The 25,365-nt window shown below is 38.0% G+C and carries 18 protein-coding genes and 1 other RNA gene; 4 read left to right on the top strand and 15 right to left on the bottom strand.

The features are described 5' to 3' along the window. Positions 1 to 85: 85 nt before the first annotated feature. Both carB and EQJ87_RS00710 read right to left on the bottom strand, forming a co-directional pair. Positions 86 to 3,280 carry a carbamoyl-phosphate synthase large subunit gene (gene carB / locus EQJ87_RS00715; RefSeq protein WP_130122881.1) on the bottom strand — a complete coding sequence of 1,065 codons (3,195 nt, stop codon included), beginning with the start codon at positions 3,278 to 3,280 and terminating at the stop codon, positions 86 to 88. A gap of 312 nt (positions 3,281 to 3,592) precedes the next feature. Then, on the bottom strand, positions 3,593 to 4,066 hold the full coding sequence (locus EQJ87_RS00710; protein WP_130124544.1) for a glutathione peroxidase: 474 nt from the start codon (positions 4,064 to 4,066) through the stop codon (positions 3,593 to 3,595). Positions 4,067 to 4,393: 327 nt separating this feature from the next. On the opposite strand from EQJ87_RS00710, the gene EQJ87_RS00705 reads away from it, so the two are divergent. Beyond that, complete coding sequence (locus tag EQJ87_RS00705; RefSeq protein WP_130122880.1) at positions 4,394 to 5,020, top strand: glycoside hydrolase family 73 protein; 627 nt, start codon at positions 4,394 to 4,396, stop codon at positions 5,018 to 5,020. 35 nt (positions 5,021 to 5,055) lie between these two features. Here EQJ87_RS00705 and EQJ87_RS00700 read toward each other — a convergent pair whose 3' ends face one another. The 13 genes from EQJ87_RS00700 to EQJ87_RS00635 all read right to left on the bottom strand — a co-directional run bounded on the left by EQJ87_RS00700 (position 5,056) and on the right by EQJ87_RS00635 (position 22,249). Beyond that, positions 5,056 to 6,342 (bottom strand): MFS transporter, encoded by a 1,287-nt coding sequence (locus EQJ87_RS00700; RefSeq protein WP_130122879.1) that lies wholly within the window; start codon positions 6,340 to 6,342, stop codon positions 5,056 to 5,058. Between the two features lie 84 nt (positions 6,343 to 6,426). Further along, positions 6,427 to 9,099: a cation-translocating P-type ATPase gene (locus EQJ87_RS00695; protein ID WP_130122878.1), complete on the bottom strand. Its 2,673-nt coding sequence runs from the start codon at positions 9,097 to 9,099 to the stop codon at positions 6,427 to 6,429. A 337-nt stretch (positions 9,100 to 9,436) separates the two neighbouring features. Beyond that, positions 9,437 to 10,054, bottom strand: a complete 618-nt coding sequence (locus EQJ87_RS00690) for a polysaccharide deacetylase family protein (protein ID WP_130122877.1) — start codon at positions 10,052 to 10,054, stop codon at positions 9,437 to 9,439. Between the two features lie 3 nt (positions 10,055 to 10,057). After that, on the bottom strand, positions 10,058 to 11,188 hold the full coding sequence (locus EQJ87_RS00685; RefSeq protein ID WP_130122876.1) for a glycosyl hydrolase family 8: 1,131 nt from the start codon (positions 11,186 to 11,188) through the stop codon (positions 10,058 to 10,060). A gap of 124 nt (positions 11,189 to 11,312) precedes the next feature. Next, the gene (locus EQJ87_RS00680; protein ID WP_130122875.1) at positions 11,313 to 12,728 is read right to left on the bottom strand and encodes a glycoside hydrolase family 43 protein; all 1,416 of its coding nucleotides are present in this window, start codon (positions 12,726 to 12,728) and stop codon (positions 11,313 to 11,315) included. 183 nt (positions 12,729 to 12,911) lie between these two features. Then, a complete protein-coding gene (locus EQJ87_RS00675) occupies positions 12,912 to 13,766 on the bottom strand; it encodes a carbohydrate ABC transporter permease (RefSeq protein ID WP_130122874.1) in 855 nt (284 codons plus the stop codon). Further along, positions 13,766 to 14,725 (bottom strand): carbohydrate ABC transporter permease, encoded by a 960-nt coding sequence (locus tag EQJ87_RS00670; RefSeq protein WP_130122873.1) that lies wholly within the window; start codon positions 14,723 to 14,725, stop codon positions 13,766 to 13,768. Before EQJ87_RS00670 ends, EQJ87_RS00675 begins: the two co-directional genes overlap by 1 nt. A 62-nt stretch (positions 14,726 to 14,787) precedes the next feature. Further along, positions 14,788 to 16,092 (bottom strand): ABC transporter substrate-binding protein, encoded by a 1,305-nt coding sequence (locus EQJ87_RS00665; RefSeq protein WP_130122871.1) that lies wholly within the window; start codon positions 16,090 to 16,092, stop codon positions 14,788 to 14,790. A 225-nt stretch (positions 16,093 to 16,317) separates the two neighbouring features. Further along, positions 16,318 to 17,040, bottom strand: coding sequence for an epoxyqueuosine reductase QueH (locus tag EQJ87_RS00660; protein ID WP_190289009.1), 723 nt, complete (start codon positions 17,038 to 17,040; stop codon positions 16,318 to 16,320). Between the two features lie 1,201 nt (positions 17,041 to 18,241). Then, positions 18,242 to 20,128, bottom strand: coding sequence for an aminodeoxychorismate synthase component I (pabB, locus tag EQJ87_RS00650; RefSeq protein WP_130122867.1), 1,887 nt, complete (start codon positions 20,126 to 20,128; stop codon positions 18,242 to 18,244). A gap of 4 nt (positions 20,129 to 20,132) precedes the next feature. Then, positions 20,133 to 20,714, bottom strand: a complete 582-nt coding sequence (locus EQJ87_RS00645; protein ID WP_130122865.1) for an anthranilate synthase component II — start codon at positions 20,712 to 20,714, stop codon at positions 20,133 to 20,135. 685 nt (positions 20,715 to 21,399) lie between these two features. After that, positions 21,400 to 21,758, bottom strand: a transfer-messenger RNA (tmRNA) gene (gene ssrA / locus EQJ87_RS00640). A gap of 155 nt (positions 21,759 to 21,913) precedes the next feature. Next, positions 21,914 to 22,249, bottom strand: coding sequence for a putative DNA-binding protein (locus EQJ87_RS00635; protein ID WP_130122863.1), 336 nt, complete (start codon positions 22,247 to 22,249; stop codon positions 21,914 to 21,916). Positions 22,250 to 22,445: 196 nt separating this feature from the next. Between EQJ87_RS00635 and EQJ87_RS00630 the strand changes: the two genes are divergently transcribed. The 3 genes from EQJ87_RS00630 to EQJ87_RS00620 all read left to right on the top strand — a co-directional run bounded on the left by EQJ87_RS00630 (position 22,446) and on the right by EQJ87_RS00620 (position 25,344). Beyond that, positions 22,446 to 23,159: a response regulator transcription factor gene (locus EQJ87_RS00630; RefSeq protein WP_130122862.1), complete on the top strand. Its 714-nt coding sequence runs from the start codon at positions 22,446 to 22,448 to the stop codon at positions 23,157 to 23,159. Further along, positions 23,149 to 24,699, top strand: coding sequence for a sensor histidine kinase (locus EQJ87_RS00625; protein WP_130122860.1), 1,551 nt, complete (start codon positions 23,149 to 23,151; stop codon positions 24,697 to 24,699). Before EQJ87_RS00630 ends, EQJ87_RS00625 begins: the two co-directional genes overlap by 11 nt. Positions 24,700 to 24,900: 201 nt before the next feature. Then, positions 24,901 to 25,344, top strand: coding sequence for a DUF4395 domain-containing protein (locus EQJ87_RS00620; RefSeq protein ID WP_130122858.1), 444 nt, complete (start codon positions 24,901 to 24,903; stop codon positions 25,342 to 25,344). The last annotated feature ends 21 nt before the right edge of the window (positions 25,345 to 25,365 follow it).

The raw sequence follows: 25,365 nt of genomic DNA, 5'->3' as shown, positions 1-25,365 counted from the left end.
TTTATCTGTTCATAATTATTTTTTTATATCACAAAAATATTAAGACAAAAAAACTCCTAAAATTAGGAGTTTTTCTACCAATCAATTAAATCATATGAGTTGTAAAACTACGACTTTCCATCACTTTGAGAATCGCCTCTACCGTATCAAGTGAAGTAAACAAAGGAATTCCACGACTGATTGCTTCTTGTCTAATTCGGAAACCATCTGTTTCAGTGGTTAATGATGCTCGGGTGTTCCCCATTGTATTGACAACAGCTTGTACGCGCCCTTGACGAATATCTTCAACCAAAGTTCCTTCTTCATCTGTACCACCAGCTAATTTTTCAACCTCACGAACATATAAGCCATTTTCCTTCAAAAAAGCTGCAGTCCCTGTGGTAGCCACCAAAGAATAGCCAATTTCAGCAAAACCTTTTGCCAAAATCAAACTTTCTTGTTTGTCTTCATCAGCTACTGTAAACAATACCGAACCATGATCTGACATATGCAATTTTGCTGCCTCAAACGATTTATACAAAGCCTTTTCCAGAGTAACATCTGACCCCATTGCTTCACCTGTTGACTTCATTTCTGGACCCAACAAACTATCAACCTTAGCCAATTTTGTAAAACTAAAGACAGGCGCTTTTACGTGAACCAAATCTGGCGTTGGCGCCAATCCCGCTGTATACCCCAATTCGTTCAAGTTTTTACCCAAAATCAATTTTGTGGCTAATTGAGCCATTGGAATATCAGTTACTTTTGACAAGAAAGGCACTGTCCGTGAAGCGCGTGGGTTAACCTCAATCACATATACAGTCTCCTCATGAATAACAAACTGAATATTCATCATTCCGATACAATTCAAGCCCAAAGCCAATCGTTTTGTATAATCAACAATCGTTGCAATAATCTCTGCTGAAAAAGTTTGTGGGGGATAAACCGCCATTGAGTCTCCCGAATGGACACCAGCACGCTCGATGTGCTCCATAATTCCTGGGAGAAGCACTTCTTCCCCATCACAAATCGCATCCACTTCACACTCACGCCCTTGCAGATAAGAGTCCACCAAGACAGGATGTTCTGGAGACGCTTTTACTGCACGCTTCATATAGTCACGTAAGTCTTTTTCATTATTAATAATTTCCATTGCACGCCCACCAAGAACGAACGAAGGACGAATGAGGACAGGATAGCCAATTTTTTCTGCATTAGCGACTGCTTCCTCTTCATTAGTTGCAGTTGCTCCAGGTGGTTGTGGGATTTCTAAATCTTGGAGCGCTTTCTCAAACAAATCACGATCTTCAGCTCGTTCCAAATCAGCCACTTGAGTTCCTAAAATCTTGACCCCTGCCTTAGATAAAGGTTCTGCCAGATTGATTGCCGTCTGACCTCCAAACTGGACAATAACCCCTTCAGGTTGCTCTAAATCAATGACATTCATCACATCTTCAAACGTTAACGGTTCAAAATAAAGCTTATCAGAAATCGAGAAGTCCGTAGATACTGTTTCAGGATTTGAATTGATGACAATTGCTTCTTTTCCTGATGCTTGAATTGCTTTCACACAGTGGACTGTCGCATAGTCAAACTCAACCCCTTGCCCGATACGGATTGGTCCTGACCCCAATACAATGATTTTTTCTTTTTCTGACTTACTTGATTCATTTTCCCACTCATAAGTTGAATAAAAATAAGGGGTTGAACTTTCAAACTCAGCTGCACAGGTATCCACCATTTTATAAACTGGAATAATGCCTTTTTCTTGACGACGACGACGAACCTCAGCTGCGTCAACATTCCACAACTTAGCAATCTCACGATCAGAAAAACCATTTCGTTTAGCTTGTTTCAAAAGTTCAGGATCAAAAACATTGACTTTCAAATCTTTTTCAAGCTCTACAATATGGAGCAACTTATCAAGGAAAAAGAGATCAATTTTAGTTAGCTCAGCAATTTTCTCAATAGAAATTCCTCGGCGAATGGCTTCCGATAGATAGAACAGGCGATCATCTTGAACTTTAACCATTTTTTCATAAAGCACTTCATCCGTCGCTTCCACAGCTTCTTGCGTTTCATTATGAAAAGCACCAATTTCTAAAGAGCGTACTGCTTTAAGCAAGCTTTCTTCAATGTTACGTCCAATTGCCATGACTTCGCCAGTCGCTTTCATCTGTGTTCCTAGATGACGGTCGCCGTGTTCAAATTTGTCAAAAGGAAAACGAGCAATTTTTGCTACAACATAGTCGAGTGCTGGTTCAAACATCGCATATGTTTTGTTTGTCACAGGATTAATAATTTCATCTAAAGTCATTCCCACGGCAATTTTAGCTGACATCTTAGCAATTGGATAACCTGTCGCTTTGGACGCCAAAGCAGACGAACGACTAACCCGTGGATTTACTTCAATGACACGATATTCATAGCTATTCGGATCCAAAGCAAGTTGGACATTACACCCTCCTTCAATCTTGAGCGCACGAATAATATTCAACGATGCATCACGGAGCATTTGATATTCATTATCAGATAAAGTTTGACTTGGCGCAAAAACAATGGAATCCCCAGTATGGACACCCACTGGATCGAAATTCTCCATGTTACAAACCACAATAGCGTTGTCGGCTGAATCACGCATAACTTCGTATTCGATTTCTTTAAAACCAGCAATAGATTCTTCAATCAAACATTGAGTGACAGGGCTGAGTTTGAGTCCATTTGCTACAATTTGACGAAGTTCTTCTTCGGTGTCGCAAATTCCACCACCTGTTCCCCCCATAGTAAAGGCAGGACGAACAATAATTGGATAGCCAATTTTTTCTGCGATAGCCACGGCTTCCTCCACGGTTGTCGCAATATCACTGGCGCAAAGTGGCTCACCAATATCCTCGCAAAGCTCTTTGAAAAGTTCCCGGTCCTCGGCTTGGTCAATAGCAGAGAGTTTTGTACCCAAAAGTTCAACCTGAAGCTCCTCAAGAATACCCGTCTTAGCCAGTTCCATAGCCATATTAAGCCCAGTTTGTCCACCAAGAGTAGGCAAAAGAGCATCTGGACGCTCTTTACGAAGAATTTTACTGACAAATTCGACAGTGATTGGTTCAATATAAACCGTATCTGCAATTTCACGGTCTGTCATGATTGTTGCAGGGTTTGAGTTGACCAGAACAACTGAATAGCCTTCCTCTTTAAGCGCTAGACAGGCTTGTGTTCCTGCATAGTCAAATTCGGCAGCTTGACCAATAATAATTGGTCCAGAACCGATAATCATGATTTTTTTGATGTCATTACGTTTTGGCATTTGAATCTCCTTTATAGAGCAGCTCTGCTGCAAATGGATCACAAGTCGCAGGGCTTCTTGCGTATTTTAACCTTTAACCAATAGGCTAAAAATCAAAATAAAACATCTGCCAGAAACCTAGCAGATGTGTCCCAAAATACTCTTGAGTCTAAAGGGCTTTCAGCCAATTCTGCTCAAGAAAAAATTTTTACCGATTCACAACCTTGCTAGCCTCTCTGGACTAGATTAAAAGTTTTATTACATTCTAGTTTACCAAAAAAAGAGCACCTTTACAAGTATCAAAGCATCCTTTTTGAAATACTTTTTGCTTTCTTAAAGTAAATTTTTGATTGCTTCTTCCATTTCTTTTGGCTCAACTGTCGGCGCAAAGCGAGCCACAACCTTTCCTTCTCGGTCAATCAAAAATTTTGTAAAATTCCATTTAATTGTACTAGAGACGGCCCCCTTGGCTTCTTTTTTCAAAAATTGGTAGAGTGGATGTGCTTCTTTTCCATTAACTTTTATTTTTTGAAACATTGTAAAAGTCACACCATAATTGAGTTGACAAAATTCGTTGATTGCTTCATTTTCACCTGCCTCTTGATTAGCAAATTGATTACAAGGAAAGCCAAGAATTTCCAACCCTTGATCTTTATAAGTTTCATAGAGGCTTTCTAAGCCTTCAAACTGTGGTGTCAACCCGCATTTGCTGGCTGTATTTACCACAACCACTACTTTTCCTTTGTAATCGCTCATTTTTGCGACTTGGCCGTTCATTTTAACAGCACTAAAATCATAAAAATTCATTTTTTTACCTCCAAAGGTATTCTTAACCTTTTTCATCTCTCTATCAATATTTTGGGATAGATGTTCGATTTGATCAGCTAAAATATTCATTTCCCATATTTGTCGCCTGGGCAAATCCGCCTGCCCCTTTAAACGCGATTTAGCATGAAGCAAAACTTTCTGTGTAAATTCTGCTAATTTTCTCTATGAAAAATTAATTTTTTGACATTTTACACTAATTTTACGCTAATGATTTACTCATATGTTATTATCAATTTAGCCTATTTTCAGTATAACAAATATTTATTTTTTAACCAAGAAATCAATTTTTTATGTTAAACTATCTCTATGAAGAAAAAAACTCGGCGAAAAAATAAACATCGGATCGCTCCCTTTTTTGCAAAGCTTTTACTCCTCCTTTTAATCATCGGCGGTGCACTTATTTTCGGTCGTACTTTCACTGACCAAACAGTGAGTAAAACTGCTTTAGAAACTCGTCTAAATAAAATGATTCAATATAATTTTATCGATGAAATCGCTCCCCTTGCCCAAAAGGCACAATCAGAAGATAAAGTTCTAGCTTCAATCACCTTGGCTCAAGCTTGCCTTGAGTCTGATTTTGGACAAAGTACCCTTGCAAGCAAGTATCACAATCTTTTTGGTGTCAAAGCAAGTGGAAATGTGCCAACTGTCAAATTAAACACAAAAGAATATGAAAATGGACAGTGGATTACAATTCAAGGAGAGTTTAGAGTTTATGATAATTTCCAAGCCTCTGTTTCTGGCCATACGAAACTATTTCTCAATGGAACGACTTGGAATCCTAATCAATATAAAAGTGTTCTTGCTGCCAAAGATTATAAAACGGCCGCTAGAGCTGTTCAAACCTCTGGATATGCGACTGATCCTACCTACGCTGAAAAACTCATTCAGATGATTGAGACTTATCAATTAGATAAATATGACTCATATTAAAAAATTACTGACCCTATCGATCAGTAATTTTTCTTTTATTTTTCCAAATTTAAGCGTTTCTGAAGTACTTTGTCATAGTTTCTCACCTGAGGAATAACCCACAGTAAAAATGCAGCGACCACTCCTCCAATTCCGGCAATTACTAACATATTTTGGACACCCAACCAACCAGCAAGTGGTGCCGCAAAAACGAGCCCAACAGGGCCTGCTAAGCCCATTAGAGCTGAAACCAAACTCATAACCCTTCCTAAATATTGAGGTTCAAAAGATTGTTGAGTCATTGCCATATTCATTGAATTAAAAACAGGACTCACTAAACCTGCTAAGAGGTTTAGAAAGAGGAAAATGCCAAAACTGTCCATCGTTCCTGGCAGTAGTCCTGAAAAGCCAATGGTTAATCCAACTACCAGATAAGCCATGATGATCCACGGCATTCGATTTTTGACATTCCCAAAAAATCCTACAAAGAAGCCTCCCAAAAGCATTGCTCCTGCGTAAATGACCTCGACCCATCCCGCATCTACAATAGTTCCCCCAAAATACTTTGTTGTTACTAGTGGATATAGACTAATGCCAGGCATGAAAAGAAGCATAAATAAAGTACCAATCAATGTAATCTTCCAAATTCCTTTATTAGCATATAAAATTTTGAAAGCTTCTTTAGTATCCGCAAGCACTTGAATTTTCTCACCTAAAGATAAGACTTCAGGAATTTTCACTAGTAAAAGCATTCCAGCGCCTAAAATAAAACCAATGACATCTAAGAGAATAACCCAGTGAATGGGGAAAGCCGCAACCATCCAGGCGCCTAAAGCAGGCGATAAAATATAAACTAAAGATTGCATCATCCCAAATTGTCCATTGATTCGTGTTATTTCATCTTCTGGTACCATTGTAGGAATAATCGACTGCACCGTAGGCATTTGAGCCGTTTGCGCCACAGCACGAATACCAATGGTTATAAATACTAGCCAAAGCGGGTAGACACTATGAGTGACTCCATAAACAAACAGTCCTAAAGCTACAATTGCTGCAATAGCATCGTACGAAATCAAAAGCACCTTCTTATTAACGCGATCAATAAATGGTCCCACAAAAGGTGATAAAATAACCATTGGAATCATCCCAATTAGGGTAGCGATTGCAAGCACCGACTCTTTTCCTGACTCTAAAGTAAGGTACCAAATGATTGCATATTGAACCACCATTGACGTGACTCCAGTTAAAAGCTGACCAATTAAAAATAAATAAAAATTTTTACGCCAAGGAGATTTTCCCGTTGGAGAATGTTCCCTTTTAATCTCTTCTTTTTTATTTTCCATCCTAATTTCTTTCTAAAGTTAAACGCTCTCATTCACTGCTTAAAAAAGAGTGCGAAATTTTATCTTCACACTCTTTTTACCACCTTATTTTGGATATTTTTTATCAAAAACAAGTTTTGCACGACGACGCTCGATGATTCCATTGAGTGATTTAAAGATTTCCATGAAAATCACGGCTCCAACTGCAAGTCCTGCTGCGCATACCCATTCTGTCCAACCAAAGCTTGCGGGAATTGAGAAGATTTCACGCAAGAAAGGAAGAGTTGTCAAACTATACAAAGCCAAACAGAAAGTAACTGCACCCAGTACATATTTGTTCGTTGTAAGGCCTAATCGCAAAATATTTTGTGAGTTTGAACGTGCAGCAAAAGTTTGCAGTGTTCGCGCCAAAATCAAAGTGGTAAAGGCCATCGCAACACCCATCTCAACAGAAGTTTTTTGTCCAATATATTGAGAGATAATGGCTGCGACCCCAATCAATGAACCGCGGATTAAGATAATTCGCATCAAACCATTCGCAAAAATCCCTTCGTCCAAGCGACGTGGTGGTTTAGCCATAACATCCGGTTCTGCTTTTTCCATACCTAATGCAATCGCTGGCACAGAGTCATTGACTAAGTTGATAAAGAGCAATTGCAAGGCGGTAAAGGGATTAACCCAACCTACAATTAAAGCAAAGACAATAGCAATGATTGCCCCCAAATTTCCTGAGAAAAGATAACTTATTGATTTTTTAATATTATCATAAACTGTTCGTCCGATACCTACTGCTGTGACAATTGATACAAAGTTATCATCCGTTAAAATCATACTTGAAGCATCCTTTGCCACGTCTGTACCTGACCCCATCGCAATACCAATATCAGCTTGTTTCAAGGCAGGGGCATCGTTGACACCATCCCCGGTCATTGCAGTTACTTGGTGATCTTGTTGCCAAGCACGAACGATTCTGATTTTATTTTCAGGAGAAACTCGCGCATAGACAGAAATATTTGATAACTCGCGGCGCAATTCTTCGTCAGACATTGCGTCTAATTCTTGACCAGTAACTGCCCGATCATCCTCGTCCATCAAACCAATATCTTTTGCAATAGCCTGAGCTGTTGTCTTGTGATCTCCTGTAATCATAATTGTTCGGATACCTGCTTTTTTGGCCTCGGCAATCGAATCATAAACAGCTTCACGTGGTGGATCAATCATAGCTGATAAGCCAATCAGAATCAAATCTTGTTCGTCTTCAAGTGTTAACTCATCCTGTGCTTTTGCAGCTGGTTTATAAGCATAAGCCAGAACACGTAAAGCTTTTCGACTAAAAATCTCATTCTGCTCTTGAAATTTTGCTTTTAATTCAGGCGTTAAGGATTGAACTTGACCGTCTAAGAAAATCCGATTGCAGCGAGTGAATAGGACATCTGGACCACCTTTAACAAAAATTGTTTTTTCACCCTCAAAATCATTGAGCGTGCTCATCAATTTTCTTTCTGAGTCAAATGGAAACTCAGCTAAGCGTGCTGATGCATTACGTAAACTTTGATAAGGGTGGCCGATTTTATCGCTATAAGCAATTAGCGCAACTTCGGTCGGATCACCAAGTGCTTGTCCTTCATTAGAAAAGCTAGAGTCATTACACAATACCATTGCGTTAAGCAAAAGTTTTTGATCGGCTTGCTTCAAATCAGTCAGTTGGTTTGTCGATGCTGAAGGTAAAAACGTTTCGACTACGGTCATTTTATTTTGTGTCAATGTTCCTGTCTTATCAGTACAAATGACTGAAGTTGAACCTAGTGTTTCAACAGCTGGAAGATTACGCATAATCGCGTGTTGTTTTGCCATTTTATTAGTACCAACCGAAAGAACAATGGTAACTACTGAAGAGAGCGCCTCAGGAATAGCAGCGACGGCGACAGCGACAGCAAACATGAAAGAATCAAGGATTGCTTTTTGCATATCTACAACTTGATTTGATGTAAATAAACGCAAGATTTGGACTGCAAATATCAAGGCACAAAGCGCTAAGATTGCCCATCCTAATTGTTTACCGAATTTTTCTAATTTTTGTTGGAGTGGAGTTTGTTTCGCTTCGGCTGTTTCTAAAAGTTGTGCGATTTTACCAATCTCTGTTTGAGTGGCAATGGCAGTAACGACAAAGTCTGCTCGTCCATAAACGACAAGACTTGAGCTAAAGACCATATTTTTACGATCCCCAAGCCCAACTTCACCCTCAATAGAGTCCGAAATTTTTTCGACTGGTTCAGATTCTCCTGTCAGCATTCCTTCTTCAACGCGAAGATTTTGGACTTCTATCAAGCGACCATCGGCAGGAATGAAATCACCAGCTTCAAGAGAAACGATATCGCCCACTACGAGTTCACGGGCAGGAATCGCTTTTTTCTCTCCTTGGCGCAATACCTTTGCTGAGGGTGCTGACATCTGTCTTAAAGCATCCAAGGAGCTTTCAGCTCGTTTAGTTTGAATAACTGCTACTGCAGAATTAATCATCAAAACGATAAAAATAACCAAAGATTCAATAAATTCACCCAGAAAGAGTTGCACAAAAGCAACTAAAAGTAAGATGATAACCATTGGGTCTTTCAGCGTTTCAATAAAAAGTTGCCAAGTAGATGTTTTTTCTTTTTCTTTGAGTTCGTTGAAACCATCTCTTGATTGACGCTGTTCGACCTCTTTGTTGCTCAAACCTTGTGTCGAACTTGTTGTCAATTTAAGGGTTTCTTGACTTGATTGGTTGTAATACTGCACGAGCGTTCTCCTTTTTCTAAGTGTTTTCCAGAGGATTTTTTATAAAATCAACTTTATGAGCTGACTGTTATAAAAAAAGACCTCTGCCAGATATCAAAAACTGGCAAAGGTCTTGCTATACATACATTGTATGTCAATAAAGCCGGTGAGAAACTCACGAACTGACGACTTTATTTCGGTTTATACCGACGCTACTCCCCTTTGGAATATTTAACTTACCTTTATTTTATTAAAATTTTCTCATCTTGTCAAGCTATTGATTTACCAGATTACCCTTTTTTAGCTGAAGGGTAGTTTGGGCTTGGCATAGCTATAGTTAGTCGCAGTATATGAAATTTCAAAATCCTGATTTATTTCGTCTATCACGTGAATAATAGATATAAGGCTCATCTAATCCTTGTTTTTTTAATAATCCTGGAATAGTCTTAAAAATAAATTTTTCTTCTTCAAGATAATCCAAAATTTGAGGTAGAGCCTTTGCATCAGCTTCCTGCATATCATGCATGAGCAAAATATCGCCATCCTTAGCCAAATAAATTTGCTCCACGCACTTGGCCGCATCTCCATGTTTCCAGCTCATCGTATCAAGCGACCAGCAAATCACTGGACGGTTAATCATTGCTAAAAGCTCGGAATCACAATCGCCAAAAGGAGGTCTCACAAAGTCAAGGGATAAGCCCGTCAACTCTTGAACAATCTTGTCTGTTTCTAACAACTCCTGACGAATTTCACTTTCAGACAAATCATTCAGCTGTGGGTGAGTGTAGGTATGATTTCCCAAAGCGAATAACCCACTAGTCGCAACACGTTTTAAAACCTCTGGATATTTTTTCGCATGCTCTCCCCAAATCATAAATGTTGCGGGGATTTTCCGTTTTATCAATATGTCAAGTACTCGAGGTGTTGTCGCACCCCATGGCCCATCATCAAAAGTCAACGCAATTTCTTTTGTCATCTCTTACCACCCTTTTCTATAATTTCCACTCAGAGCAAGCAGAGCAAAAAAGTAAAGTAAATTATCGTAATAACGATATTTCCCCTTCCTAGGCTCTAAATTCCAAAAATAATTAAGGTATTTCAAAGCTAGATCTTTGTCAAAATCAATAGTGACGAGTGAAGCCTGCGCCAAAGTTGCCCAAAGTCCAACTGGATGATGTACTTTCAAAGGTGGAAAATCCTGTGCATTCTGTTCTTCTTTAGTCAAAGCTTCCCCATTTATTTTAAAAACAGGAATTTCTTCTCCATTTTCAAGATAAGGTTTGAAGAATTTTTGAATATTTAAGGCAATCTGACTTTGCCCAATATCTTTTTTCTCCCAGACATAATCTAGCCCGATATTGGCAACCGTCCGATAAGCATCACTAAAGAAAGTCCAATGCCCGTCAATATCATAAGGTTTGCCTTCATAATCAGCATATTCTGGTGTGAGTCCCGTCTTAGCGTCCGCTGACTTTAGCCAAAACTTTCGAGATTCTTCCTCAGCTTTTAAAAAGAAGTCCGCATCTTCTGGATTTCCATATTTTGCATAGAGCTTGTAGAAATGGGGCAAATGATAGGAAGGGTCGGTTATATGGAGCTGAGCGACAAATTTAATATAAGTATTGTCTGGTTCAAACATCGGGTAACCATCCTCTTTTTCTCCCTTATGGACCATCGCGTGAAGCAAAGCTCTCGCTTCATCTCCATACGCTTTGATTTTCCATTTTTGCTCAGCCAGCAACAATGTCGCAGCAAAGTATTCCTCTCCATCTGGTGCCGCTCCATCACTATTGGGACTCCCATCACGCGCACAGGACCAGATAAAATAACCTTCATTCTCATGTCCTTTTGGAACGGTCATATATCTTTTTACCCAATTCCACAGACGAGAAAACATCTTAGGTTTGTCTAGTTGGAGAGCAATCATCATCCCATAAGACATTCCCTCAGTTCGAACATCATCGTTGCCTGTATCAACAATATAGGCTGTATCTGTTGCTTCATAGTAAATACGTTCAGAAGAATTTTGTCCAAAAAGTGTTTCAAAGACCTTTTCCAGCTTCTCTTGAATTTCTTCTGCAGGAGCAACCTGTAATAATAAATTTTCCATATTATCCTTTCTTTATCTCATCATTTTATAAATGCTATACTTTTTCCAAACCCCTTAAAAAATTAAGGTCCCACAGTTTTTAAAAACAAGATTGATACTGTCTCTTTTCTCAATTTAAACCTCTCTATATATCAAACTGAGCCTTAATATTGCAGAAAATCGCTCGTGCATCTCCTCGGTTAAAAATCCCAATCATTGTTCCAACAAATCCTCCAGCTTGTGTACTCCCCAAGAAGCTAATGTTAATAGGATTTTCACCATTGAATGTGGCAATCTGATTTTTGACATTAATTCTTAGAAAAGGGTTCCTACTAGAAGATAAAATTTTTTCAACTCTAGCTGCTTTGACAATTTCGATTTCCCGCTCTGTATAAGTGAGATAATTTTCTTCATTTTGATAGAGAATTAATCCTGCATCAGATGAAACATTCACACTCGCTTCTAACTCAAAATCAAAGGATTGTTGTCGTATCACTAACAAATGTGGTCCGTCTGAACCAACCTCAGTTCCGCCATCAAGTATCCATTTGTCATCTTTCAAAGACCACCACTCTTGATTCGTGGTCTTTAATTGTAAAAGCTCAGAACTTTTATTAAAATCTACAATAATCCGCTCACCTCGTGTTTGCTCAGATAACATTCCTTTTCCCAAACAAGCATAGGGCCAGCCACTGATAAATTCAATCTTCACCAAAAAAGTCTCACGTCCCATATTATCCGCATTTTCCCGAAAACGACTTGCTAGGCAAACCATCCACCAATTTTCTGTACTGTCATCAACCAAATCGCCATGCCCCACATTACGCAAAGGAAAATGTGGCCCCAAATGGCGATGGGTCAAAATAGGATTATGAGGGCAATTTTCATAAGGACCAAATAGCTCATGACTACGTGCCACCATGACCGCATGCTCTGTTGAGGTTCCACCCTCGGCATAAAGCAAGTAGTAATAATCTTTAATCCGATAAATATGCGGTCCCTCAGGCCAAACCGCCCCCCGCATCACTGCTTGCCAAATATCTGTCGAATTAGACAAATTGCCTGTCTTGATATCAAGTTCTGCCAAAAAGATTCGATTGTTTAAACCATCCATTTCTGCACCATTCGGTGCATGCGTCCCGCAATAATAAACTTTATCCTTTTCAAAATATAGGCTTGGATCAATCCCATCAGCCTCTAACCAAACTGGATCTGACCATTCTTTCAAGTTGGACGAGTAAATTAGAAAATTCCCGCCATGTGATATATTTGTACAGACAATATAGAAAGTTCCATTATGGTAGCGAAGCGTTGGAGCAAAGAGTCCGCGTGATGTATCTCCTCCTGAAAAATCCATTTGTTCACTACGGTTAATAGCGAAACTCAAAAATTCCCAATGAATCAGGTCCGTCGAATGATAAATCGGCAAGCCTGGAAAATAAGAAAAGCTGGAATTGCAAAGATAATAGTCATTCACTACTCGACAAATTGATGGGTCTGGCGAAAATCCAGGAATAATCGGATTGAAAACTGAATCTACCCTCTCTTTTCTTTGATTCATTATTTTAACCTCCTATAAATTTTGACTTTTTTAACTCCCCCCCTAAAATAATAAATATAAGAGTTAGTCTAAAAAATTAAACCTTCTGAGTTTCCTCGTAAGGCTTAATTTTTAGTAAATCTTATTGTTAATTATCAGAAGAAAGTACTTATTTCTCTAATATGTCGTGGAAAACAGCGCGTATCAACCTTTCACCCCTCCTGCTGTTCCACCACCGACAATTAGACGTGATAGAATAAGATAAACAATAATAATTGGTGCAATCGCAATTGAAAGTCCTGAATAAACAGCACCCCATTCAACTGTCTTTCCTCCTGCTCCAAGTGCAGTCATTGTTTGTACCATCATGGGTAAGGTATAAAGATGTTTATCAGAAATGAGCATTAAAGGCATGAGGAAATTATTCCAGCTAAAGACAAAGCCAAAAATTGCCATTGTGGCGAGACCTGGTTTCATCATTGGTAACATCACAGAGTGGAAAATTTTAATTTCACTAGCGCCATCTAGCCGTGCAGAATCTGCATAATCTTTATTATAAACTGTTCCCATATATTCGACGAGGAAGAATACTGTAGTCGGTGCACATATCCCTGGAAGAATCAAAGGGATATAATTATTGAGCAAATTTAATTGAATCATGAATTGATAAAATCCAATCATAGAAACTTGCCCAGGAATCATAATGAGCGCAACGACAAAAGCATAGACAAGCCGTTTGCCTTTAAAATCATAGGCTACCAGAGCGTAAGCTCCCAATGCAGAACAATAAAGAGAGAGTACTGTAGAAATAACAGCTACAAAAGTAGAGTTAAACATCCCACGCGCCAGGTTAAAATCGTAACCAAATAGGACACGCAAATTATGGGCTAAAGAGCTACCCGGCAAGAGGGAGACGCCACTATATAATTGAACAACTGAACGAGTTGAATCTACTAACATGACAGCAAAAGGCAGGAGGCTTAGTAGAGTAAGGATTCCAAAGCAGATGTAAATTAAGATACGCCGTGCTCTCAGGGAATTTTGATAACTTTGCTTCATCAGTTTTTACCTCCTATTAAATCTTTGTTGCTCGTACGTTCACGGAAGAATCTAAAGAGCGCAATAGAAACAACAGCAGCGATGATTAAAAGGATAACTGAAGCTGCAGCAGCAATTCCATAATTGCGATATTGGAAAGCTTGATTGTAAATAAACATCGCAAGCGTATAAGTTGAGTTTTGTGGTCCTCCAGCTCCTTGAGATAGCAAATAAGGAATATCAAAGACCTGTAGTCCTCCCACGAAGCTTGTAACGAATGTATACATGATGATTGGGCGAAGCAAAGGCATCGTAATTCTTCGGAAAATTTGTCCATCAGAAGCTCCATCAATCCTTGCCGCTTCAAATAAGCTATCATCAATTGAGGAAATTCCCGCAACTAATACGATTGCTGTGGAGCCATACCACATCCAAAATTGAAGGAAGATAATAATACTACGTGTTCCCCAAATAGATTGGAAAAAGTTAAAAGGCTGACTGAGAATGTGTAAATGTGTTAACAACAGATTAGCAGGACCATTTGGATACCCAAAAATCCCCAAGAATAGTGCTGCGATAGAGGCTGCCATAATCATATTTGGTAAGTAAAAAACTGTTTTCCAAAAACTGTTCCCTTTCAAATTAAGCTTACGATTTGTCCACCAAGCGGCAAGAATAAGCGCCATAAGAATTTGAGGGACAAAGTTAAGAACCCATAAAAGCAAGGTATTGCCTATACTCGTAATGAACAAAGGAGTATTTTTAAATAAAGTTATAAAATTTTGTAAGCCAACATTTGTTGCATCAGAGAAAGTTTGAAAACCATTCATACTAGTAAAACTGATAGCAATAGAATAGATGATTGGATAAAGTTGAAAAACAAGGAAACCAGCAAAGAAAGGAATCAAGAAATAATATCCAAAATGATTATATCTCTCAAAAAGTTTTTTCTTTGATGATTTTTTAGTTGTATTTTCCATAAAAGTTTCCTTTCAAAAAATGAGGAGGGAAATATTACTATTCACCACCTCTATTTCTAAAATTAGTTAACAGTCATAGAAGGATAAGCTGACTTCACATCATTCTTGAAGTTTTTAAGTGCTTTATCTTTAGAGACTTTACCATTGGCATATGGGTTAACAACATCGTTAATCCAAAGGGATTGGATATTTTGGTCATATTGTGTTTGATTTTTACCATTGATTCCTTTTGCAACTTTATTGAAGATAGGATATGGATTTTGTCCACCCAGAAGTTTGACAGAGGCATCTTTACCTACAGTGTTGTTAACAGTACTTACAGCCACAAAGTCACTTTGAGTTTTCGCTTCCCAAGTTTGGAAAGTTTTATCTGTACTCATATAGACAGAGAGTGCTGCTGCACCTTTTTCATTAGCAGAACCTTTAACAGCAGAAAGCCAAGTACCACCCCAAGAGTACGAAACAGGGCCTTGCGTCATACGCCAATTACCAAAAGTCCCTTTAGAGTCATCTTTTAGCCAGTAAAACATACCCCATGAAGGAAGTGCATAAGTACCAATGGTGTTGTTAGACATCCCTGTAAACCAGTCGCCAGATTGTGCTGAGGTATTTTGCGTCCATTTATTAGCAACAAAGTCTTTCATCACATCTAATGACTTCAACATTGAGCTATCAATTTGTAATTTGTTATCTTTAGAAACCCATCCTTCTTTACGTGCTCCAATGACTGGATTATAAATTTCTTCAAGTGAGCTAAAAAGGTAGGCTTGACCGCCAGATTTTTCTTTAATCGTTTGGGCGGTCTTTTCAATTTGATCCCAGCTAGAAAGGGCTTTTTGGGCAGAGGCGATATCATCTGGTTGGATTCCTAAATATTTTGAGAAAACTTGCGTGTTGTAAAAATACGCTCCGGGAGCTGCTTGGTAAGAAATTGAAACTTGTTGCCCTTTGCTATTTTTACCCATATCAAGGGTATACTTGTAATTAGCCTTGGCAGCTTTTGCAACACCATAAGGTGCCAAATCTGTTAGCTTACCCGACTCAACATATTTTTCAACAAATCCTGCATCCAAGGCAATCATATCAGGACCTTTGCTTGTCCCAATAACTTGGTCAAGCTTCGTTTGAAAATTAGCATAGGGAAGGACAACTTCTTTAATAGTCAGATTGGGTTTTAGCTTTTTGAGTTCTGTAAGCTGAGGTTTTAAATCTGTAAACGTCCACACATTAATCGTCTGCTTTTTGTCCAAATTAGAGCTTGCGTTGACAGCTTTAGAACTTGTACTTGTTGATTTTCCACAAGCAGCGAGAGAGATAATAGCAAGCGCTGCGACACTTGCTAGTGCTACTTTTTTGAATTTATTCATTATTGTTTTCTCCTTACATTATTAAGCTAATAGTGTTTCTCTTGTTCAAGAACAAGAGAAAGGGTACCCTTTACTTTTTATTTTTATACGAAAACGTTTACAATGAAAGTTATACTACTTTTCCTAAATCAAAACATTCGTATTTTATACTTTTATCAGTGGAAATGTTGCTTTTTTTGTTTTTTGTAAAAATAAAAAAAGCTCTAATTTTGAGCTTTTTTTATTTTATTTTTGATTGCGGATAAAATTGATGGCTGCACGGTTTTGTTCTTTAAGATCAACTCCTTGTTCTTTGGCTGCATAAATACAACCGCAATAACATTGACGATAGACATCATATTCGCGGCACATTTCAATTGAGCGTTTGTAGCCGTTGTTTTTCTTAAAGTCGCTCGGGAGGTAGTTGACGGAATAAATTTTTTGTATATCTAAGCCAATTTCGTTGATGAGCTGGCTATTTTTCTTTGGAGATAGGGTTAAGGCGCTCCCAAAGTAGTCAAAACCAAGTTCCACGGCTTTTTCGGCGACTAAATCAAGGCGTAATTCAAAACAAGCGCTGCACCGTTTTCCGCCCTCTGGTTCGTTTTCAAGGTGCTTTTGACGCACCATTTGGAGAAAAACGTTTGGTTCGTATTCGGCAGCAATAAATTGAACCTGATGACCTGTCCGCTCGTTAAAAGCTTGGACAAATTGTTCTTGTACGATTTTTCGACGTGTGTACTCGCTTGATGGATGAATGTTAGAATTGGCAAAATAAATTGTAACATCGGCAGATTCGGCAAGGTACTCAAGTGAATAGGTGCTACAAGGGGCACAGCAACTATGGAGTAAGATTTTGGGACGAACTTCTTCTTTGCGCCAACTTTCACGAACCTTTTGAAAAACGCGGTCGTAGTTAATTTTTTGATTGGGGTTCATCTTTTCGATAATATTGAGGCTATTTTCCATAATTTTTATCCTTTGAGCTAGCTTTTTCTTTGAATATTATAGCATATATTTGGAGTTTTTTATTTTGTCGGGGATAAGATATGGATGCCTCTGATAAATTTGAGCTAGCTAGTGCAGAGTGGTCATGGAACTGGAAAAATTTCTCGTTTATCTAAAAATAGCAAACTATTCTTTTGATTACGATTTCGGTTTCTGGTATTATGAGAGTATAAACTTATGGAGGACACCCAGTAGTGCGGGGGAAGCAATATATTGCCATTTAAACTATTAAGTGAATGGGTTCGATTCCCATCTCCTCCTTATAACATAGATGCTCCTTTTCCTCCTATTATTAACTTAATAAGAGGTTTTATTTTGTTCTGCCCCAGAATTTGCCCCATTAATATATGCATACTTTGCTATAGCTCTTTTATCCTTTTAAATCCTATGTCACGAGTTTCTGACAACAATGTTTGTATGTTCCTGTTAACTCCTTCACGGAATGCCCTAAATGTGACGACGAATACCTTGTCGAGTGCAGTAAGATTAAAGACTATATCAACCTAAATATCACGGAATCTGGGGCACCACGACCAACATTGCTGTGATTAGAAATCCAGCATATTTATGAAACTTCTTACTACGAAATATTTAAAAAAGAAGTCCGTAAGTAATACCCTTCAGCTGGAAGATTGACTAGTAAGATTTCGCAGGATAATAAAAAAGGATTAGATTTTTCTAAGCCTTTTTTATTATTCATTTTATTGTGATATTTCTTGTCATTGTATAACCACTCTATCCCCAAAACCGAAATTGCTTGCCTTAACTTCTCCAAACTATACTGGTGCATTATTTTCGATAGTAGTTAACATCTACCTCCCTTAGGGTTATGTGATTTATAATAGGATTAGTTTCAGCTTTATCACATACTCAAAGTGTAATTGTTACTTAAGGAAAATTGGGATTTATAAAACAAGACCTCTAGATTAAATAGATAAAACAGTGACTATTCTTATAGGGTTTTGTCATTAAAAAGCGTAAATTTAGCGTAGAGATTTTCTATATCCTGCAGCCTGAGCCTTTTCTTCAGTATTAAAATATACAGTATTTTTGATTTCACATAATATCCAGCTTGTCCTGAAACGTGATAAATTTTAGAATCAACATTTCTACTATTCTCTTAACGGTATTCCTAACTTATCACAACATTTCCAACGATACATTAGGAAATACCGTCAATTTTAATTTCTACTAATCCTCTGGCAGCATTTGTCATATAAAAACGATCGTAAGTTTTCAAATCAGAAATTGCAATATCTTTATAAACTAGAGTATGTTTTTTTGCAAATAAGTCTAAAAAAGTTCCCTTTAGGGCATATTGGGCTGGTGTTTCATAGTGTTCACCTTTTTTTGCCACAAAATTTCCGATTGATAATTCACTGACCAAACCATCTGTATGAAATAGAATATCTTGAAACCCTTCTTTTTTCGCTTCCAAGACTTCCTGACGAAAGACCTTTTGAAAATCTGGACCTGAAAGTTTAAAGTTAGACAAAGGGCTAGGTTTGTCACTAATAGGCGCCAGCTTAACTCGATAAGACTCATTTGAATGCGTCAACTGACGAGTCTCAGGAGTCAAGGAATCTCCATCAGTGCTGACACGTAAAACCCCGTCAGTAACTTTTTGAGCAATTATTCTCAATTTTTCTTCCAAATCTGGATGATGGTATTGTTTTTTCAAGCGATTGATATGACCCTCTAAATTTAACAATTCACCATTTTTGACAAGACCTGTTGTAAATAAAATACTTGGAACATCTTTCACACCAAAAATATCTAAAAAGGGTTTTGCTTTTAGTAAAATCTCAGCAAACTCTACTTCTGCTTCACTCTCAAAAGTGATTCCGCCGCCTACACCAAGCTGATAACGCTCACCATAATGAACTAATGTCCGAATCACGATGTTCATATCCAAATCCATTTCTCGGCTTAACCAACCTTGCATCCCTGTATAGATTCCTCTGGATTGTTTTTCAACTTCCTTAATAATTTCCATTGCTCGCTTTTTAGGTGTACCTGTGATTGAACCACCTGGAAACAAAGCCGTCATAAATTCGGAAAAAGTCAAATCTTCTTTAATTCTACTTTTTATTGAAGTCACCAATTGATGAACATGAGAAAAAGTTTCAATTTCTGCAAATTTAGGGACTGACAAAGAAAAAGGTTGACTAATTCGGGCAATATCATTGCGCAATAAATCCGTCACCATCAGTAACTCAGAGCGCTCTTTGCTACTGTCAGAAAGTGTTTTCTTTTGTAATCTATCAGCTACTGAATTTTCTCCTCTAGCAATTGTTCCTTTGATTGGTTTTGAAATTAATTCCCCATCATGAATGGACACAAAACGTTCTACTGAACTTGAAATCTGCGTCATTTTCCATTCAGGATATTGTAAAAATGATGAAAAAGGTGCAGGAATCTGTTTGGTTGTTTTCTTAAAAACATCAATAGGTTTTTGATCAGACCAAATTTCAAATTGTTGCGTCAAATTGGCAACATAAATATCGCCAGCCTTCAGATAATCTTGTAATTTCTTAATTGAAGCCATATATTCTTGCCTTGTTTGGTCAACAAAAACAGCCCCTATGCCCTTCGGAAAATCAGACTCAATCTCAATATCAACTTTAATTTCTTCAGATTCAGTCAGCCAATACTCGCCATCAGTTTGTTCAAATTGCACGACCCGTAACAGTTTGGTTTCATGGTCAAAAAGTAAAACTTCATCATAGGTTGCAAAACAAGCAGGCTCTTGCTCATAGCTTACAAAACCCATCAATTCTGGATAAAATGGCCAATTTTTAGGTCGTTCAACTAAGTCGTCTTTCAGCAAATCTACTGCTTCGGAAAAAGAAAGATTCCTTTTTTCACCATTTACAAGTAGTTCATTATGATATTTTGAAACCTTTTTATAAGGTTTATGAGCTAAAATACTGTAATGCTCATTTTCAGTCACTTGACTAGTATGTAAAAAAACAATTTCTTCATTTGGACGATAATATTTTAGAAAAATTTTCCAAATATCTACATTTTTTCTTATAAATTCTCTCAAAAAACTATACCTGCTTCAAAAAATTGTTTAACATTTCATGACCATAATCTGCCGCCAAACTTTCCGGATGAAATTGTAAAGCCCACAGTTTTAAATTTGGCTGATGAATGGCCTGAATAACCCCATCCTCGCTCAAAGCATCAATTACAAAATCATCAGGTAAATGATTAACAATTAATGAATGATAACGTGCAATTTTCAGGTCTTGAGGTAGCCCTTCAAAAATTCCTTGACCATTATGAGTAATTTTAGAAATTTTACCATGCATTGGCTTTTCACCAAGAACAACTGTTCCTCCAAAACACTCAGCAATAACTTGTTGTCCCAAGCAGATTCCCAAGATAGGAAGTTTTCCTGCATAAAGATTAACAACTTCCTGACTGAATACTGCTTCTTTTGGTGTTTTAGGGCCTGGAGAAATGATAATTGCATTATAAGACTCCTCAACGAAATCTGGGGAAAATTTGACTTTCTGGCTCAGTTCATTCTCCTCACTAACGACTGTTACCCTACAATCTAATTCCTCAAAATACTGTACCAGTAGATAAGTGAAGGAGTCATAATTATCAATCAAAAGTAATCTCATTTTAACCTCTCCTATTTGATTATATTAAAACGCTCACCCAAATTATAAGAGTGAGAAAATATATTTGAACGAAATATATTTCAAGACCGAGATTTTAATCTATAACTCAAATTTCCTATGTGACATCATTTGAAAAAAGGAGCTAAACATACCTAGATATGGTCCTAAAAATCCTTCGTGCGTATGTTCAAGAGGTAAAATACCAAAATATTATACACATAATTTCTAACTTTTCCTGTTCATATTGAGTTTTTTCTCTTCCTCTATTTTATCATAAATTTTACCAAAATCTCCTACAACATTGTCTTCAAATTTGGTAGAGAAAGTGGCTTTTTGAATCAATTCTGACACCGACTTTTAGGCGGGTACATTAGTATTTGTTAGCGCAAGTCTTTTTTATTTTTATGTCTAATCAAATGAAGAATCTGATACTCTTGGTTGAAATTCAACTCTATACTTCAGCTGGTGACAAACTATTACTGAAAAACCAGAATTATTTTTTTCAAACTGTATATTCCTTCAATACAATGCACTATCGAAGTAGCTCTTTTCTCCTTTTTTACATCTGTACCTATTTTTTTAGGGTCTGTTTTTTTATATTTATATCTTTTCATAACTATTTTAAAAAAACAAAAACCGCTCAACAGAGCGGTTTGTTAGTTTATAAAATTCTATATAAACTGATTTATGGAGGCGGCGGGAGTCGAACCCGCGTCCAAACACCTTGCTACATCAACGTCTACAACCATAGGACTTTCTCAAATCTAACTAAATACCAAAGCCAGTCTCAAACAGCAATATTTAGCGGGGCTTTAAATCTCTTTTGCTGCATCAAGCCACCACAGCAACGTATCTGACTAAAGGTTTAGGCCGTCAAATTGCCATCAGTGAGCAAATATCAGGCACGCATGGTGCTGTTTAGGCTGCCATTGCGTAAGTTTGTGTATTATTTTTAGCAGTTATATTTATCTGCGGATGATTATCCTGATCCCTCAGCAGTTGCAGTTCATGCGCGACAGTGCCTGTCGAATCCGTAACGCCCCCAAGTTTTGAGGTTGCTTTTTGGCACTCTTTCGAAAGTTAATTATAGCATATTTTCAGATTTCTGTCAGTTTTTGGGCTGGAGTAGTGGAGAATTTGCTGACGAATTTCAATTTTGCATGGTTTAAGTTAGAGAATTTACTGACGGAAAGCTTTTATCAAAATTCTTCTTCGTCAATTTGTTGGATTTCTTGTAATTTGCTGACCAATTGTTCGTCAGCGGCGTAAGTTTTCATCAAACTCTCAAGCATTTGATTACGGACAACATAATTGCTAAAAAGGTGCAATTTTTCTTCGTAACTTTCCAGAACTTTTTCGGTGCGCTTGATATTGTCGTAAACGGCTTGACGGCTGACATCAAACTCCTCGGCGATTTCAGCGAGACTGTAGTTATCGGCGTAATAAAGTTCAATATAATTCATCTGTTTGTCGGTCAGAAGGGTGGCATAAAATTCAAAAAGTGTATTCATGCGGTTGGTTTTTTCAATTTGCATAGTTTAATTATAGCATAAGTTTAACTTATTTTGAGGGGGGCTTACGGTAGAGATTTTGCTGACGGAAATTGGTTTGTCATGAAAATTTAGCATTTTTACTGACGGATGTCCCAATTTTGAGAATTTTCTTGATTCTAGCTTAAAAATTGTTTAGAAATCTAGCCAAAGCGGCTCGCATTTTGTTATAATAGGTGGTATGAAAAAAATTTTAATTGCTGATGATGATCGGTCTATTTTGACCCTTCTGTCTTACCATTTTCGGCAAAATGATTTTGAAGTGACGATTGTAGATGATGGTAAAAAAGCTTATGATAAAGCACGCAAAAATCCTTTTGATTTGATTTTGCTGGATTTGATGATGCCTGAATTTTCTGGTATTGAGGTCACGCAGATGCTCCGAAAAATGGGAAATTTCACACCGATTTTGATTTTGACGGCGCGTGATGATGATGAAATGAAACTGGTTGGTCTTGAGGCTGGTTCAGATGAATATTTAGATAAAACAACGCCGATGAAGGAAATTTTGGCGCGCTGTTCTGGATTGATTCGTCGCAGTCAGCTGTATAATCAACCGCTAAGCGATTCGGCCCTCCAAGAAGAGGTAATCGAGCGACCTGAGCCGCTCATCACTGAACATTTGGTGCTTGATTTTGACAAAAAAGAAATTTATTTTGATGGAAAAATCTTGGACTTAACCAAACGTGAATTTGAGATATTGGAGTTTTTGGCTCAACGTAAAGGCAATGTTGTCAGTCGTGAGCGTTTGCTGCAACATTTCTGGGGAATTTCTGATGTTGCCGAAACGCGTACAATTGATGTTCTCATTTCCAAAATAAGAAAAAAATTAGATAACCGCTATATCAAAACAAAACGAGGATTTGGCTACTATTTTGAAGAAAATGAAACTTAAAAATATCGTCCTGTTGACGATTCTTTATTGCATTGCAACGCTTGTTTTGGTGATTTTAGTCACCCAAAATATCCTGAGCAACGACACGAAGCGCGTTTTGGAAACCGCAGATAAGGTGCAACTTTTTTTGGAAAAACACCCGAATGGCGAACTTCCTACCAATTTTGAGCATCTGGCGGCTAGTACAAATAATGAGGAGACACGCAAAATTGGGCAGGGTGCGGCTTATGCGCGCAGTTTAACGTCTGAACGCATCACGATTACCAGTCCCCTTTTTGATGAGGGGCAGATTCGCGGTTATTTGCGAGTGAGTGAAGAGCGTACGCCTTCTTTCTTTGTGAATTTTTCCATTATCGCTTTTGCCCTTTTGTTTTATTTGGGAGTGGCGGTGCAGGTGGTGCGTGCGGCCCAGCGGAGCTATCTTTTCCGCGAGAATACCGTGGCTAAAATCAAAAATATTGAGCGCAGTCCCTTGACCCAAAGCTATCTAATCAATGAAGATGACGACAAAATCACAACGGAATTGAACAAATTGGGCGAAAGTATTCAGATGCAAGCCTTGTCGCACACCGAGAAAAAAGAAAATCTCTATGAATTTATTGAATTTTTCCAATTTCCGATTTTCATTTATAATTCCAAAGGGAAGATTCGGCGGACAAATGCTTCTTTCAAAAATGAATTTGCGGATACCGCAAACCTTGATGTTTTCAGTCCTTTTGCTGATTTCTTGAGTTTTTTGGTGGACAAAATGCTGAATCCTGATATTCAGGAAAAATTGTTTTATTTTGAAAAAATTGCCGCTTATTACCAAGTGCGCATCACGCCGTTGCCAGATTTAGACAGTCGATTTTTGGTGACGATGATGGATGTGACCAGCTATCGTCGAACTTTAGATGCCCACAATGCCTTTATTGCCAACATTTCTCACGAATTGAAGACCCCATTGACGTCAATCAGAGGATTTGCCGAGTTGCTGGAGGCTCAGCCTGTTTCTCCTGAAGAAACGAAGAATTTTGCGACAATCATTCACAAAGAAAGCAAACGTTTGATGAATTTGGTGCAAGATACCCTTCTTTTGACTAAGCAAAATCGGCAAATTGAGAAGAAAAATCTTGATCTCTCCGTGATGATTGAAAATATTCTCACAAGTTCAATGCCACAAATTTCTGAGAAAAATCTTGTCCTCACTCAGCAGGTTGAGAAAGTCAGTATGCGGACAAATGAGCGCATGATGCACAGTATTTTTGAAAATCTTATCGAAAATGCAATCAAATATACACCTGAAAAGGGACAGATTTTTGTCAGCTTGCAGGCTTGCCGTTCGCAAATTATTTTCAGCGTCTCAGATAATGGCCCTGGTTTGAGCGAAATCGAAAAAGAACGGATTTTTGATCGTTTTTATCGAGTGGACGAAAGTCGCAGCGAGACAGGAACTGGCTTGGGACTTGCGATTGTGGAGAAAAATGTCCAAGAATTGCAAGGAACCATTGACGTTGTGTCCATTTTGGGTAAAGGAACGACTTTTACTGTTACTTTTTAATGATTATTTTAGAGAAATCGCTGACGAAACCTAAGTCAGCGGTTTTTTTGTTGTAAAATGCTTTTTTTAATTACGTCAGTAATTTCTCTGCGCTTTCAGTGGTGCTTTGTCAAAATTCAGCTTGGTCATTAAAAATTTTTAAGTCCAAAGCATCGAAGTTGCGTTAAAATCAACTTATCAAAATTTGATTTGGAGAAAATTATGACTAAAAAAATTAGAACTTCTGGTGTTCCTCGTCCTCTCGTGCGCACCAATCAGGTCGTTATTTTGCTAAGTATCCTTCTTGCTGTATTCAGCCAGAACTTTTGGATTCTTCTTCTGCCCATTTTGGCGGGCATTGGCGGAATTTTCTTTGAACGCAATTTTGTCATTCTCCTTGCCAAAAAATTCCTTCGAAAAAAGCCGTCTGAGTACCTTCTTGAAGATCGGTCTGATCTGCGTTTTAACCAAATCATCGCCAGTAGCCTCTTAACTGCTAGTTTAGTGGCCGGTCTGAGCGGACATTTTATCTTGGCAATTGTCTTTGCTGCTTTCGTTTTTCTCGCAGCTGCTGTCGCTCTCAGTGGCTTCTGCGTGGGCTGTTGGCTACACTTTCAACTCAAACAATTTCAATATCGCCACAAAACAAAAAAAGGACTCAATTGAGCCCTTTTTCATTTTCGTCAG

The organism is Lactococcus sp. S-13 (assembly GCF_004210295.1).
Taxonomy (GTDB): Bacteria; Bacillota; Bacilli; order Lactobacillales; family Streptococcaceae; genus Lactococcus.
The sequence above is the reverse complement of the archived record's forward strand: the minus strand, read 5'-3'. Positions and strand labels throughout refer to the sequence as shown.

Bases quoted from the DNA above. Each gene is read 5' to 3' on its own strand.
- EQJ87_RS00705 (WP_130122880.1), top strand. From the start codon at position 4,394: ATGAAGAAAAAAACTCGGCGAAAAAATAAACATCGGATCGCTCCCTTT.
- EQJ87_RS00700 (WP_130122879.1), bottom strand. From the start codon at position 6,342: ATGGAAAATAAAAAAGAAGAGATTAAAAGGGAACATTCTCCAACGGGA.
- EQJ87_RS00620 (WP_130122858.1), top strand. From the start codon at position 24,901: ATGACTAAAAAAATTAGAACTTCTGGTGTTCCTCGTCCTCTCGTGCGC.
- EQJ87_RS00645 (WP_130122865.1), bottom strand. From the start codon at position 20,714: ATGAGATTACTTTTGATTGATAATTATGACTCCTTCACTTATCTACTG.
- EQJ87_RS00680 (WP_130122875.1), bottom strand. From the start codon at position 12,728: ATGAATCAAAGAAAAGAGAGGGTAGATTCAGTTTTCAATCCGATTATT.
- EQJ87_RS00690 (WP_130122877.1), bottom strand. From the start codon at position 10,054: ATGACAAAAGAAATTGCGTTGACTTTTGATGATGGGCCATGGGGTGCG.
- EQJ87_RS00685 (WP_130122876.1), bottom strand. From the start codon at position 11,188: ATGGAAAATTTATTATTACAGGTTGCTCCTGCAGAAGAAATTCAAGAG.
- EQJ87_RS00670 (WP_130122873.1), bottom strand. From the start codon at position 14,725: ATGGAAAATACAACTAAAAAATCATCAAAGAAAAAACTTTTTGAGAGA.
- carB (WP_130122881.1), bottom strand. From the start codon at position 3,280: ATGCCAAAACGTAATGACATCAAAAAAATCATGATTATCGGTTCTGGA.
- EQJ87_RS00710 (WP_130124544.1), bottom strand. From the start codon at position 4,066: ATGAATTTTTATGATTTTAGTGCTGTTAAAATGAACGGCCAAGTCGCA.
- EQJ87_RS00635 (WP_130122863.1), bottom strand. From the start codon at position 22,249: ATGCAAATTGAAAAAACCAACCGCATGAATACACTTTTTGAATTTTAT.
- EQJ87_RS00665 (WP_130122871.1), bottom strand. From the start codon at position 16,092: ATGAATAAATTCAAAAAAGTAGCACTAGCAAGTGTCGCAGCGCTTGCT.
- EQJ87_RS00675 (WP_130122874.1), bottom strand. From the start codon at position 13,766: ATGAAGCAAAGTTATCAAAATTCCCTGAGAGCACGGCGTATCTTAATT.
- EQJ87_RS00625 (WP_130122860.1), top strand. From the start codon at position 23,149: ATGAAACTTAAAAATATCGTCCTGTTGACGATTCTTTATTGCATTGCA.
- EQJ87_RS00660 (WP_190289009.1), bottom strand. From the start codon at position 17,040: ATGGAAAATAGCCTCAATATTATCGAAAAGATGAACCCCAATCAAAAA.
- EQJ87_RS00630 (WP_130122862.1), top strand. From the start codon at position 22,446: ATGAAAAAAATTTTAATTGCTGATGATGATCGGTCTATTTTGACCCTT.